This window comes from Mesorhizobium sp. WSM3866 (assembly GCF_002294795.1).
GTDB lineage: Bacteria > Pseudomonadota > Alphaproteobacteria > Rhizobiales > Rhizobiaceae > Mesorhizobium.
In genome coordinates this window covers 222,732-234,962 of record NZ_NSGC01000008.1, presented here as the reverse complement: position 1 = coordinate 234,962, position 12,231 = coordinate 222,732, and the positions used below count along the sequence as shown (strand labels likewise).

The 12,231-nt window shown below is 62.9% G+C and carries 16 protein-coding genes; 9 read left to right on the top strand and 7 right to left on the bottom strand.

From position 1 onward, the window contains the following. Window positions 1–90: 90 nt before the first annotated feature. Both CK222_RS19835 and CK222_RS19830 read right to left on the bottom strand, forming a co-directional pair. Complete coding sequence (locus CK222_RS19835; protein ID WP_245433104.1) at window positions 91–1,206, bottom strand: glycosyltransferase; 1,116 nt, start codon at window positions 1,204–1,206, stop codon at window positions 91–93. Next, complete coding sequence (locus CK222_RS19830; RefSeq protein ID WP_095801509.1) at window positions 1,203–2,354, bottom strand: acyltransferase; 1,152 nt, start codon at window positions 2,352–2,354, stop codon at window positions 1,203–1,205. Before CK222_RS19830 ends, CK222_RS19835 begins: the two co-directional genes overlap by 4 nt. 581 nt (window positions 2,355–2,935) lie before the next feature. On the opposite strand from CK222_RS19830, the gene CK222_RS19825 reads away from it, so the two are divergent. The 3 genes from CK222_RS19825 to CK222_RS32370 all read left to right on the top strand — a co-directional run bounded on the left by CK222_RS19825 (window position 2,936) and on the right by CK222_RS32370 (window position 5,706). Then, a complete protein-coding gene (locus CK222_RS19825; protein WP_095801508.1) occupies window positions 2,936–3,823 on the top strand; it encodes a DMT family transporter in 888 nt (295 codons plus the stop codon). Window positions 3,824–4,134: 311 nt separating this feature from the next. After that, window positions 4,135–4,641 carry a hypothetical protein gene (locus tag CK222_RS32375; protein ID WP_067321952.1) on the top strand — a complete coding sequence of 169 codons (507 nt, stop codon included), beginning with the start codon at window positions 4,135–4,137 and terminating at the stop codon, window positions 4,639–4,641. A gap of 591 nt (window positions 4,642–5,232) precedes the next feature. Next, the gene (locus CK222_RS32370) at window positions 5,233–5,706 is read left to right on the top strand and encodes a hypothetical protein (protein ID WP_095801507.1); all 474 of its coding nucleotides are present in this window, start codon (window positions 5,233–5,235) and stop codon (window positions 5,704–5,706) included. 182 nt (window positions 5,707–5,888) lie between these two features. Here the strand turns inward: CK222_RS32370 and CK222_RS19810 are convergent, their stop codons facing one another. Both CK222_RS19810 and CK222_RS19805 read right to left on the bottom strand, forming a co-directional pair. Then, entirely contained in the window at window positions 5,889–6,533 is a 645-nt protein-coding gene (locus CK222_RS19810) for a response regulator transcription factor (RefSeq protein WP_066992920.1), read from the bottom strand. Next, window positions 6,530–7,930: a sensor histidine kinase gene (locus CK222_RS19805; RefSeq protein WP_095801506.1), complete on the bottom strand. Its 1,401-nt coding sequence runs from the start codon at window positions 7,928–7,930 to the stop codon at window positions 6,530–6,532. Before CK222_RS19805 ends, CK222_RS19810 begins: the two co-directional genes overlap by 4 nt. Window positions 7,931–8,479: 549 nt before the next feature. On the opposite strand from CK222_RS19805, the gene CK222_RS19800 reads away from it, so the two are divergent. After that, on the top strand, window positions 8,480–8,662 hold the full coding sequence (locus CK222_RS19800; RefSeq protein ID WP_095778960.1) for a hypothetical protein: 183 nt from the start codon (window positions 8,480–8,482) through the stop codon (window positions 8,660–8,662). 15 nt (window positions 8,663–8,677) lie between these two features. On the opposite strand, the gene CK222_RS32365 is transcribed toward CK222_RS19800, so the two are convergent. Further along, complete coding sequence (locus tag CK222_RS32365; protein WP_176477678.1) at window positions 8,678–8,836, bottom strand: hypothetical protein; 159 nt, start codon at window positions 8,834–8,836, stop codon at window positions 8,678–8,680. Between the two features lie 492 nt (window positions 8,837–9,328). Continuing rightward, window positions 9,329–9,466, bottom strand: coding sequence for a hypothetical protein (locus CK222_RS32360; protein WP_156751036.1), 138 nt, complete (start codon window positions 9,464–9,466; stop codon window positions 9,329–9,331). Between the two features lie 42 nt (window positions 9,467–9,508). Here CK222_RS32360 and CK222_RS19795 point away from each other — a divergent pair, with 42 nt between their 5' ends. The 3 genes from CK222_RS19795 to arsC are packed head-to-tail and all read left to right on the top strand — an operon-like array spanning window position 9,509 to window position 10,961. Beyond that, window positions 9,509–9,859 carry a metalloregulator ArsR/SmtB family transcription factor gene (locus CK222_RS19795; protein ID WP_067321941.1) on the top strand — a complete coding sequence of 117 codons (351 nt, stop codon included), beginning with the start codon at window positions 9,509–9,511 and terminating at the stop codon, window positions 9,857–9,859. Further along, window positions 9,856–10,554: an MIP/aquaporin family protein gene (locus tag CK222_RS19790; protein ID WP_095801576.1), complete on the top strand. Its 699-nt coding sequence runs from the start codon at window positions 9,856–9,858 to the stop codon at window positions 10,552–10,554. Before CK222_RS19795 ends, CK222_RS19790 begins: the two co-directional genes overlap by 4 nt. After that, a complete protein-coding gene (arsC, locus tag CK222_RS19785; RefSeq protein WP_095801505.1) occupies window positions 10,551–10,961 on the top strand; it encodes an arsenate reductase (glutaredoxin) in 411 nt (136 codons plus the stop codon). The genes CK222_RS19790 and arsC overlap by 4 nt, the downstream gene beginning before the upstream one ends. A 178-nt stretch (window positions 10,962–11,139) precedes the next feature. Here the strand turns inward: arsC and CK222_RS19780 are convergent, their stop codons facing one another. Continuing rightward, window positions 11,140–11,322, bottom strand: coding sequence for a hypothetical protein (locus CK222_RS19780; RefSeq protein ID WP_095801504.1), 183 nt, complete (start codon window positions 11,320–11,322; stop codon window positions 11,140–11,142). A gap of 203 nt (window positions 11,323–11,525) precedes the next feature. Here CK222_RS19780 and CK222_RS19775 point away from each other — a divergent pair, with 203 nt between their 5' ends. Both CK222_RS19775 and CK222_RS19770 read left to right on the top strand, forming a co-directional pair. Next, on the top strand, window positions 11,526–11,675 hold the full coding sequence (locus CK222_RS19775) for a hypothetical protein (protein ID WP_095778956.1): 150 nt from the start codon (window positions 11,526–11,528) through the stop codon (window positions 11,673–11,675). A gap of 166 nt (window positions 11,676–11,841) precedes the next feature. Then, window positions 11,842–12,114, top strand: coding sequence for a PilZ domain-containing protein (locus CK222_RS19770; RefSeq protein ID WP_067321928.1), 273 nt, complete (start codon window positions 11,842–11,844; stop codon window positions 12,112–12,114). The last annotated feature ends 117 nt before the right edge of the window (window positions 12,115–12,231 follow it).

The following is a 12,231-nucleotide window of genomic DNA, read 5'->3' as shown; positions in this document are numbered from 1 at the left end:
TGCTGACCTCCCTGCTTGTGAGGGGAGATTGGCTGTCGCGCCGGCTTTCGCCGATTTCCACCGCCGGCGAGTGGACGCGGCCAAAGCTGCTCATGCCGCCTCCATCCTGTAAGGCGCCAGCACCGATGCCGCCGGCGTGGATTTGAAGCGGTAGGCGAGCCTGTCGGCCTGCTTGCCGGCCCACATCGAAGCCTGGCTGAGCCACGGTGCCCAGGCCCCGGGGCGCAACGCATATTGCTCGCGGCGGCGGATCGCGTTCCATTTCGCGGAAAGCGTCAAAAGCTCATGCGTCAGCGCGGGTTGCTCCTCGTCGTTGACGAGCTGGTAGAGGAAATAGAAGAGGTTGAGCGCACCGGCCTCGAAGCTCGGGCGCACCGCCGCGGGCAGCGCGGCAATCCGCTCTTCCAGCGCGCGAATGAAGGCCGCCGCCCCGGCCACCGTCGCGACGGAAACTTGATCGCCGATGGCGCGCAGGTCCTTGGTATCGTCTGTCAGACCTTCGCGCTCGAGGTTTTCGCCGACGATCCGGAGATGCGTGCGCCGCATCTCCTTCACATGCCGGCTGGTCACGCTGCCGGAATGCACGCGGTAGACCAGCAGGCTCTCCTCCATCAGGGCCGCCGGATAACGGTCGGCGAGCCGGCGGAAGAGGTCGAAATCCTCGGCATGCCGGTAGGCGGCGTCGTAATCAAGGTCGGCCTCGCCGATCACCCGGCGGTTGTAGACCACGGTCGGGTGCATGAAGATCGTGAAGAATTTCGCGAGCACGGCAAGGTCGAGGCGGAACACCGGGTCGAGCCTGCCGGACGCGATACGCCCACGCACCAGCATGTCGACGATCGAGCCGCAGAAGCCGATCTCGGGACGCGTTGCAAACAGCGCCGCCTGGCGCGACAGCCGCCAGGGATAGGCGAAGTCGTCGGCGTCCATGCGCGCGACGAGCTCGCCTTGCGCGCTCGCCAACCCCTCATTGAGGCTGGCTACGAGACCGCGATTCTCGCGCGAAACAATGGATACGCGGCTGTCCGCCTTGCGGCAGCGGTCGAGGATCTCCAGCGACCGGTCGGTCGAACCGTCGTCGATGGCGATGATCTCGAGCCGGCTGTAATCCTGCCGCAGGATCGATTGGATTGCAGCGCCGACATAGGGCTCGGCATTGTAGACCGGCAGCAGCACGGAGATGAGGGGAGTGGCGCTTGCCATCATCGTCGCGCCTCGGTTTGCTGCAGGTCCAGCGCGGATACCCCGGCCGGCGGGCCGACCCAACTTGTCTCGCCCGCCATGCCCGCGCGCGGCCGCGCGACATAGGGGAAATAGCGCTTGAGACCGTTGAGCGGCTTTTCGAACAGCGCCCAGGAGAGAGAGGCGGCAAGCAGCGTGGCGGCGCCTGCGACAACGAAGCGGCCAGGCCCTTGCTCCGACACGTTGAGCGGGATCCAGGGCTGCGCCTTGACGGCGTAGGCGAGAAGGATCGGGTGGTAGAGATAGACGCCGTAGCTGATGCGGCCGAGGAAAAGCAGCGGCGGCAGTTCGGCCAGCTTGCCGAGCCTGCCGCCGAGGCCGTTGGAGCAGGCGGCGACAATCGCCACCAGCGGCACCAGCGGCAGCACCTGCACCAGCGCCCAGTGCGCCCACTCCCATCCCGAGTTCGCCGGTCCTGGATCGGACCAGACGACGAGCAGGAAAACGACCGCGAAAGCCGGCCAGCCGAGCCGCATCCAGCGCGGCACATCGGCGCCCCTGGCGCGGCGAACGGCAAGTAGGGCGCCGCAGCCAAGCGCGTCCATAGAGGCCGGCGGCAACAGGTCCCGGGCGAGCGCCGGGTTGGCGGTGAGCGGCCAGTAGAAGCGGTACGCGAACGAGAAGAGGATGACGCCGATCGTGATCGCCTCGATACGCCGGCGCGGCGCCAGAAGCACGATCAGCGGCCAAGCGAGATAGAACTGCTCCTCGATGCTGAGGCTCCAGAAATGGCAGAGCAGCCAGGGGTTCCAGTCGTTGCGCAGCGCATACCAGAAGTTCGAGAGATAAAGCGCATGCCAGGCAAGCGACGAGCTGGACTGTTCCAGATTGGTGAGCCAGACCAGGGCCAGCACCGCGAAATAAGGCGGAAAAATTCGGATCACGCGCCTTGCATAGAAGGCGCGCAGGGCCGGCCCGGAAGCGAATGCGTTGCCGTCACGCGCGTCAAGCAAAAGCCGGGTGATCAGGAAGCCGGAGAGCACGAAGAACAGCCGCACGCCGAGATGGCCGAGGAAGGAGGTGCCGTTCGGCGCAAGGAAATGCGCGTAAAGCACCAGCGTGACGGCTACAGCTCGCACTGCATCAAGCTGGATGTCGCGCTGACCTGTCATTGGCGGGGCCCCCAGGCTCCGTCGTAAGATCCTGCGCTGGACCTGCAAAGCACGCCGACTCCGCCTGTCGACGAATCTCCGTCCGGGGCGAGAGTGCCGTCCTTGGCTGTCAGCGGAATGCCCATTCGGCTCAACGTAGCGGCATCCTCCACTGCCCATGTTGGTTAACATCTGTCTCCGCTTATGTTGCGGCGCAACACACAATGCTTACGAGTTTGAAATAAAGCTGTGATTTGGAGGGTTGCAGACGACAGTTGACTTGGGAAGTTTGGCCTATGGTCCTATATGGTGATGGTCGGTTGGTCTGATTTTTGAAGTATTTATCGCTACGGATGCTGTGACGCATTGCGACAACCGTAGCGGGTGTTTTGGCGATATTGACAGTAACGCTCCATTTAGCCAAAGACTATTCAAATCGCGTTGTGAAAAGTATATTGAATTTCAAAGTCTTGTGCGGCGCAGCAATCCAGTTGCGAGACTTGAAAGGCCTGTCCCAGCATCCGGTCCCCCGTTGCCTCACGACAGGGGCAACGCCAGTCTCTATCGCCGCCTCGGACCGGGGCGCGGGGGGTGGAGGAGAAGTGACGTCGACGCCGAGTGCAAAACCGCAGGCGCAGCTGGGAGCCTTGCCCGTCCTCGGCCTGCTTGGTGCCATCCTTTCGGTGCAGGTTGGCGCGGCCTTCGCCAAGGGCCTGTTTCCGGTCCTCGGGCCGGACGGCACAACAATGCTGAGACTCCTCATCGGCGCGCTGATGCTGGCGGCAGTGCTCAGGCCATGGAAAGTGCTGCCGACACGAAAGGGTCTGCCTTGGCTCGCCGTCTATGGCGTCACCGTTTCGGTGATGAACCTGCTCTTCTATGCCGCGCTCGAGCGCATTCCGCTGGGCATCTGCGTGGCGCTCGAATTCACCGGCCCGCTTTTTGTCGCCACACTCGGCTCGCGGCGCCTTCTCGACCTCGTCTGGGTGGTGCTTGCGGTCGCCGGCATCGTGCTGCTCTCGCCGTTCGCCGATATCAGCCGCGGGCTCGATCCGATCGGCGTGCTGCTTGCGCTTGCCGCCGGCGCCTGCTGGGGGCTCTATATCATCTGTGCGCAGAAGGCCGGCGCCGAGCTTGGCGCCCGCACCTCGGCCTATGGCATGGCGATCGCCGCGCTCGTCGCGCTGCCTTTTGGCTTCACCGCAGCCGAACCTTATCTCACCGACTCGCATGTCATGGCGGCCGCGGTCGTCGTCGGGCTGTTCTCCAGCGCGCTGCCCTTCTGGCTGGAGATGATGGTGCTCGCCAGAATGCCGGCGAAAGTCTATGGCATGATCGTCTGCCTGGAACCCGCAGGCGCCGCGCTGACCGGGTTTCTCTTCCTGCACGAGAGCTTGAGCGTTTTGCAATGCGCCGGTGTTGGCGCCGTGATTGCCGCCGCGTTCGGCGCGGCCGTAACGGCGAGAGCGCCGGTTCCGTCACCCTGTTAAGGATCAATGCCATATCGCCTGAGGGCGCGGCGGTTTTGGGAGAGCAGAGAACAACCACTCGTAGCGCGTTGCGCGAAGCCGTGCACGCGGGTATCCACGCCAGAAAAAGCCGTGCACGCAGCCGTGCCCGATCACATCTGGTGGTTGAGATAGGACTTAGGTCCGACATGGCTGCGAAAAAGGTCTTAAAAAGCAAGACAAGGGTCGTGGGCCACTTCCCCACGACGGGTTGATTAGGGATGCTGATGTTGCGACATTGCCGGCGGGGTAGTTCGGCCGAAGGGTCGGATGGCTGGCAAGGGGAGATTGGGATGCGCGTATCGCGCATGGGCTGCAGGCATGTCTTGCGGGCGCTCGTTGCGCTGGCGCTTGTTGTCGCGCCTTTTCATCTCTCCTTCGACGGTCCTGTCGTGGCCAAGGCCTATGCCGGCAAAGGCGGCAATGGAAACGGCAATGGCGGTGGGAACAGCGGCGGCGGCAACGGTAACGGCAGCGGCGGCGGCAACAGCGGGAACGGGAACGGCAACTCGGGCGGCAACAGCGGAAACAGCAACTCGGGCGGTAACAACGGAAACGGAAACAGCGGCAACAGCAAGGGCGCAACGAACACTGCAGCAACCGGCGATGTCGATGATCATGTGAATGCGGCGACCGGCGACAAGGTCGAGGTCAGTGCCAATAGCATCCAGGTCACGCACCGGAACGGAATGAAGGAGAGCATCGAGAACGGCCGTTTCAGGATGGAGGACAAGTTTGGTCGCACCATCGTCGAGCGCAAGGCCACAGTGGCCGATCTCGATCGCCTAAAGAGTTTGTGAGAGCGAGGTTCTATCTGGATTAGATCTTAAGGGGCCAAAAGCCAGCGCTGCAAAATCAGGTTGCCACCTTTTGCTTCGTCTCTTCGGTCCTGATCGTCTTACGACAGAACTCCCGCTGCTCACCTTGCCCCCGCCTTTTGGCGGGGGTACTTTTTTGGGCCCTTGAGACGGCTGCCGGATAAGGCGGGCTCTTGGCGCATGCCCCCGCAGTCCGGGGAAACATTTCACGCGCAAACCAAAGGTTACGGCGCTTTTTCGTCCAGGAGGGCGCATGCGCCGTAGCATGCCGCGGTTCGTTGAGTGTCCGCGCCGTTCTCGCGTGCGACAGTCATAATGAATTGCTGGCCGCTTTCCAAGCGATTTGGTTAACGCGACGGCAGTCGCAGCTTCCAGTTGTGTTCTCGGCTGGTGCGACAATGGTCCCCAAGTGACTGCAAAAAGGTCCGACCGGACATGGCATGGGTCGTGGGCCGCTTCCGTAACCTTACCAAAGCGTGAATCTTGTCTGGTCAAGACACCGGTTCCGCCTTGGCGGGCTGAGAGCGGAACTTCGGCAGGGCCGAGGCGGAACCGGCATGAACCAAGGACGGCATGCGCGAACCCGCCTCAAAAAGGTTTGTCCGCCTTACGCTGCGCGCCGCGGCCGCGCTGGCGCTTTTTGCCGCGCCTGGTCATTTCACGTCCAATAGCCTCGCCAAGCTTCTGGTGGCCACCGCTTATGCCGACAACGGCGGCGGCAACGGCAATGGCGGCGGCAACGGCGGCGGCGGAAACGCTGGCGGCAATTCCGGCAACAGCAATGCCGGTGGCGGCAATGCCAATGCCGGTCCTGGCAACAACAGCGGCAAAGGCAACACCAGCCCCGGCGGCAAGGCCGCCAGCCGTGTCAATGCGGCGACGGGCGACATAGTCGAGATCGACGGCAACAGGATCACCATCATCCACCGCAACGGCATGAAAGAAGAGATCGAGAACGGACGCTTCGAGATGAGCGATGCGCAAGGCCGCACCATCGTCGAGCGCCGGGCGACCGAGAAGGATCTGGCCCGTCTGCTAGGCTTGTGAGGGCCGAGAGAAGCTACCCCCTTTTCCCGCGCCTTCGCATGTCACCCCCGCCTTCAGAGGCGGGGGTGATTTGCTTTTGAAATGACGGTGAATGGTGAATAGGGAACAGTAATCAACGAAACGCACTTCACCGAATGGGAACGCGCCGACGCTTCACCATTCACTGTACTTTCCACTATTCACTAATTCCTCTCTCTCGCTTCATGCATCAGCAGCGCCGCCTCCGTCCGATTGCGCACGTTGAGCTTGGCGAGCACTCGGGTCATGTGGTGCTTGACCGTCTTTTCCTGCAGCGACAGCCGCATCGCGACCTCCTTGTTGCTCAGGCCCTCCGCCACCAGCCCCAGGATCTCGGCCTCGCGGCCGGTGAGCTGGCTGAGCGGGTCGGGCTTGCGGCTGGTGGGCTGCAAGAGATCCGACAGCAGCCGGGCCGAAAGCGTCGGCGAAACGTAGCTCTGGCCGTTGGCGACGTCGCGCAGGATCTCGGCCAGCGACTTGGAGCCGACGCCCTTCAGCACATAGCCCCGCGCGCCCGCCTTCAGCGCCTGGGCGACATCGGCATTGGTCTCGGACACGGTGAGCATGACGATCTTTTGCTCAGGCGCCGCCGAAAGGATGCTGGCCAGCGCATTGAGGCCGCCGCCGGGCATGCTGATGTCGAGCAGCAGCACGTCGGGCGCGCTGGCGCGGACCAGCTTTTCGGCGTCCTCGGCGCTGGCGCCTTCGCCGACAAGCTCGAAGCCGCCGATCTCGCCGAGGCTGCGCGCCACGCCCTCACGAAACAGCGGATGGTCGTCGACAATAGCGATGCGGATGGGTGCGGTCACGGCTGCTCCTCGACAGACAATGTGATTACCAGTCTCGTTCCCCCCGGCCCCGAAAGCGTCTCGAATTGCCCGCCAATGCTTTCGATACGCTCCCTGAGACCGGCGAGCCCGAGGCCTTCGCTTCGCGCAGGATTGAAGCCCGGGCCGGTGTCCTGCACCTCGACCAAAAGCTTGCCGCCCTTCATCGTGGCTCTCACCTGCTGGCCCTTGCCCTTGCCGTGCCGGAAGGCGTTGTTCAGTCCTTCCTGCACGAAACGATAGATGCTGATCTTCTCTGAGGTGCCGAGTTCCGGCAAGCGCTCTGGCAGCGTCAGCAGCACTTTGGTGTCGGTGCGGCGCTCATGCTCGGCGACCGCCAGCCGCAATATGTCGGCCACCGCCTGCGTCTCGATCTGCGGCAGCACCAGGCCGTTGCAGATGCCGCGTATCTCGCTCATCGCTTCGCCCAGCGTCTTATGGATGCCGGCGATTTCCGCCTCGCGCTGCGGTTTGGGCGTGGCGGGGTCGACCAGCACCGGACTGTCCATTCTGAGCGCGGCAAGTGCCACCAGCTGCGCCGGGCCGTCATGCAGGTCGGCGCCGATGCGCCTCAGGTAACGTTCGTTGATGGCAGTGGCTCGCCGCGAGGCGCGCTGCACGCGTTGGCGTAGCGACGAGTTCTGCGCCAGCGCCTCCTGCAACTCGCTGACCTTGGCTTCCAGCGCGGCACGCTGCGTCTGGATGGTGCGGCTGCCGCGAAACACGATGCCCGACAGCAGCGCCAGCGAGGCGGCGGTGGCGCCGGCCACCACCAGCCAGGTCCATCTGAGTGCTGAATTCAGCGTCTCCTGGAAATCGTCGGCGACTTCGTAGAATTCCGACACCGCCACCACTTCGCCCGACCAGGGTTCGCGCACGGGGTTGTAGATCTCGAACAACGGCGCGGTCACCGCTTTCTCTTCGCTGGTCTCAGGATCGTCGGCGAGGTTGTTGAATTCCGCCACGACATTGCCGGCAAAGGCCGAGATCAGATTGGGGTTGGGCGGAAACGTCTTGCCGATCAGCTTCGAGTTATCGGCGTAAAGCACCGTGCCGTCGCGCCGCCACAGCTTGAATGACACTAGCCTCTTGCCGAGCGCGCCTTGGCCGAGCGTCTCGTCCAGCGCCCGTTTGACCGTGTCGTCGAGCTCGCGGCTCTTGCGCAGGTCCGGCAGCAGCGGCGCGATCACGCTGTCGACATAGAGCGCCGTCGTGGTGGCGGAGTTGTGCATCACGCCTTCGCGGATTTGCGACGTCACCCAAAGGCCAACCACGAGCATCACCGCCAAAAGCCCGATGCCGCCGGCAATCACAAACTGCCAGGCCAGCGACAGCCCGCTCCAGATTTGCACAAGTCGCTTCAAGGTCTCCCTGAGCATTCGCGCGATTCACCCCACCACGGACAAAGAGTATAGGCCAGCCGCGGCAATTGCGACACCGACCTTGGTCCGGCCTTCAGGCGAGCGGTTAACAGCGCGGCCGTCGAGGCTGCAGAAACCGCTTCCAGGTGCCAAGAACGCCTAGTCCGGCCCCCGGCACAGATGCGGGCGGAACATTAGCAGTTTCTAAGTGTTGAGGTCTTTGCGAGGGCTCCCGAAAGAAACTTCGGCCTATGCCCCCTTGGCAGGCGCGTTTCCTGACCGCTGACATGTGGAGAGGACCATGAACAACATCATCTGGATCGTAGGTGCTATCGTCATCGTGATCGCCATTTTGAGTTTTCTGGGTCTGCGCTGATTCGAGCCGGGCCGCTCGTAGCGATGGCGGCGCGAATGAAACGTGCGGCGGCTTGGGGTGGCCTTGGCCATCCGGCTTTTCGGCGGGTATGATCACCGCACTTGTTTTCAGGCGGATGGGCTGGAACGCAAAATAGGGCGACCGCGTTTTGCCTCGCTATGTCGAGGAGTTCTCACCTTCACAAGGCCGAGATGCCAGGCTTGGCCTCGATTGCCGAGGCGGAGCGCCAGGCGCGCGCCGAAAAGAACGCAAGGCTGAGGGATCTTCGTATGCATACATCGTGGCTGGTGCTCGATCCCAACGCGCTTTTCCTGGACGAGATCGACTGCTCGGCGCTGTTCGGTGAAGTGCCTGGGCTAAAAATCGTCGGCTAGGAAAGGCCTCGGCTGTCAGGCCGTCTGAAGACGTGCGACAGGTGCCCCGCGCGAGATCGCTATCAGCCGCGCAACGGCCAATGGCGCCAGGAACATGAAAACCGTCGTGATGCCGAGGAAGATCGACCAAGCCAGATCGATCACGCTGTGGTCATAGCAGACTGCGAATTCCATGGCGCCTTACCCTTTTATCCACCCGGCTGCGCATCAGGTTGCCACGCATTGGGCAAAGCATGGTCCTCATTTTCAAGAAATACAAGAGATCGCTAATTTGGGTAGTGGGTCGTTTGAAAGTCCACCCCAATCAGAATAGGCGCTTTCGCCTAGGCCCCGTCCGGAAACAGGCGGAAGCGGGCGTCACCGACAAGCTTTGGGAGAAGCGCGATCATCGTTGCGCTTGTCGAAGCCGAGAAGCCAACAGTGCGCCGCCCTTACAAAAAAGCGCGTGACGTAAAAAGAGAAGGGCTCGCGGCGTTTAGGCGCGAGCCCTTTTCCTTGCTGAGAGCGACATTGTTGGGTGTGCTCTGGCGGTCGGATATTCATCACAATCACGGGTTCAGAGGAAGCTGGGGATCATTCACATTCGCTCAATAGAGCGTGATGGACGGGGAGTTTGGCTAACCCGCGATTTCAAACCGGCCCACTATCCTAGTTGGGGTGGAAATTTCACCGGCCGGCCGCGTCGTAACGAAACACCAGCGGCTTGTCTTGGTAATCAGCCAGCGTGTGGAGCAGATCGCCGATGGTCAGGTCCGAGGATCCAATGGAGGAGCGGGGACGATATTTCTTGTCAGGAGTGAGCATGTCGGCTATGCCTCGTTTCAATATTTCGAGGATTGTTGAAACGTGGATGAGCGACAAGCCCTGATGGCCTTTGGTGCGCTGTCGCAGGAAACGCGGCTGAAACTGCTTCGGTTGCTGGTGGTTGCCGGGCCGGACGGCATCGCCGCCGGTTCGCTTGCCGAACAGGTCGAGGTATCTCCGTCCAATGTCAGCTTCCATCTCAAGGAACTGGAGCGCGCCGGCCTGGTCGGCACGCGCCGCGACGCACGCTCGATCGTCTACAGCGCGGAATACGATGCGCTTTCCGCTCTGATCCGCTTCCTGATGGAGGATTGCTGCTCGGGCCGGCCGGAAATCTGCGCGCCGGCGCTCGCCGCCCCGTGCTGCCGGCCGGGCGAGGGGCCCCGGCAATGATCTCTTACGATCTGCCGCGACGTGCCGTTGCTGAAGCCCTGGGCGCCGGCCTGATGGTGGCAACGGTGGTCGGTTCCGGCATCATGGCGGAGACGCTGACGCATGACACCGCGCTGGCGCTGCTCGCCAACACGCTCGCGACCGGCGCCATGCTGGTGGTGTTGATCACCATCCTCGGACCGATCTCCGGGGCGCATTTCAATCCGGCCGTCTCGCTCGTCTTCTGTTTGAACCGGTCGCTCCCGCCGCGCGATCTGCCTGCCTATCTCGCCGCGCAGTTCGCCGGCGGCATCGCCGGCACGATCGCCGCGCACCTCATGTTCGCCCTGCCGCCCTTGGAGATCGCGACCAAGCTGCGCGCCGGACCGGCGCAATGGTTTTCGGAGATTGTCGCGACATTCGGCCTGGTCGCTGTAATTCTCGCCGGCCTCCGCTTCGAGCGACGGGCTGTGCCATGGCTGGTAGGCCTCTTCATCACCGCCGCCTACTGGTTCACCGCCTCTACGTCCTTCGCCAATCCGGCCGTCGCCGTGGCGCGTGCGCTCACCGACAGCTTTTCCGGCATCAGGCCGGCCGATCTCCCGGGTTTCATCGTCGCCGAACTGCTCGGCGCTTTTATCGCGCTGGCGCTGATGGGATGGCTGCTGCGGCCCGAATCCATCGAGCAATCCGAGCCACTGAAAGCCGAGCCATGACGGTCACCATCTACCACAACCCCGCTTGCGGCACCTCGCGCAACACGCTTTCCATGATCCGCGCCAGCGGTGAGGAGCCGATGGTGATCGAATACCTGAAGACGCCGCCGAGCCGCGAACGGCTACTCGAATTGATCGCGGCGATGGGCATCACCCCGCGCGACCTGTTGCGGGAGAAAGGCACGCCCTACGCGGAGCTTGGCCTCGCCGATCCGAAATGGAGCGACGACGAGCTGATCGGTTTCATGCTCGCCCATCCGATACTCATCAACCGGCCGATCGTGGAGACGCCCAAGGGCACGAGGCTCTGCCGGCCGTCGGAGGCGGTGCTGCCGCTGCTCGACAACCCCGTGCGCGAATTCATCAAGGAGGATGGCGAGAAGGTCGCCTGGTTGCCGCAAACCTAGAGCGCCAGATGCTTCATGAAGTAGATCGAGGCTCGTGGTTTGCGAACGGGTCGACAAAGTGATGCGGCACGACACCGACTTCTTGCCAGTTTCTGCATAAGGTCCGCCGCTATCGGAGCTTGGCAATAGATTTGTCGCGCGGCGAACCCATGGCGGCGATCGCTACGCCGGCAGCCGCTCAGGCGCAGTCCTTCAACTCGACCACCTCGACGCCAAGGCGGAAGGCCTGACCGTCGGCATAGGAGCGCGCATATTGCTCGGCTTCGAAAGGGAAGGTCAGCGTAGTGCCGTAGGCGGTGACGCGCACCGTCCACCTCTGGCCCTTGACGAGTTCAACGCCGTGAAGCTTGGCCGTCGCCATCTCACCCTCCTCCAGTCCGGCATGCTCGCGGACGCAAAGACTAACGCCGCGGAAGTCGTTTGAGTACAAATAATCCGACCCAATCGTGTCGCTGCCGCGTCGATTCCGACATTCGGCGCGGCGCTTCCGTGAAATGGATCACGTTCGCTGCTGGAACCCCGGACAGGTCGAGTGGATAGACTTACGAGCAGAGGAGGTGTCCCATGATCCGCAAGCTGAAGTCCGGCGACTACCGGCTCTATTCGCGCAAGGTGGATCCGAGGACCGGCAAACGCCGGAATCTCGGCACCTTCAAGTCGCGCGAGGCTGCCGAAAAGCACGAGCGCGAGGTGCAGTATTTCAAGCGGCATTAGCGGCATGCGACAAGTTCGTTCGGTCCGGCGCCGCCTGTGCGGAAACGGGATCGGCGAGTGGGCAGTGATTAGAAAACGCTAACGGAACGGAAACACGTCCGCGCTAGGGTGGTGCGTCGGGCAAGCAAGTTTGAGCCTGCCGGGCAAGTTTCGGGACCAGTGCATCATGGCCACCTTTCCCCACTTAGAGCGCCGTCTTCATTCACGAGAATTCGTGCTGAAGGAGGCGACAATCGTCACCGGCGACGCCAGCATCAGGTGCTCCGTCCGTAATCAGCACGAACATGGCGCCGAACTGCGCGTCGGGCCGCAGGTGGAATTGCCCGACCGTTTCACGCTCATTGTTCCCGATGACGACGCCGTTTATCGGGCCGTGGTGCGCTGGCGCCGCAACGAGCGCGTCGGCGTGCAGGTCTACAGCAATTCAATGAAGGGCTGACGGCCTTCGTTAGCCCCGGCAACGGGGCAGAGCGGCGTCGCCGGCCTCTCCACCGCCGTCGTCTCGTTGAGCGCGGGGGCCACGTGCAGGCCGCCGAGCGCGACCTGCTGAATGGAG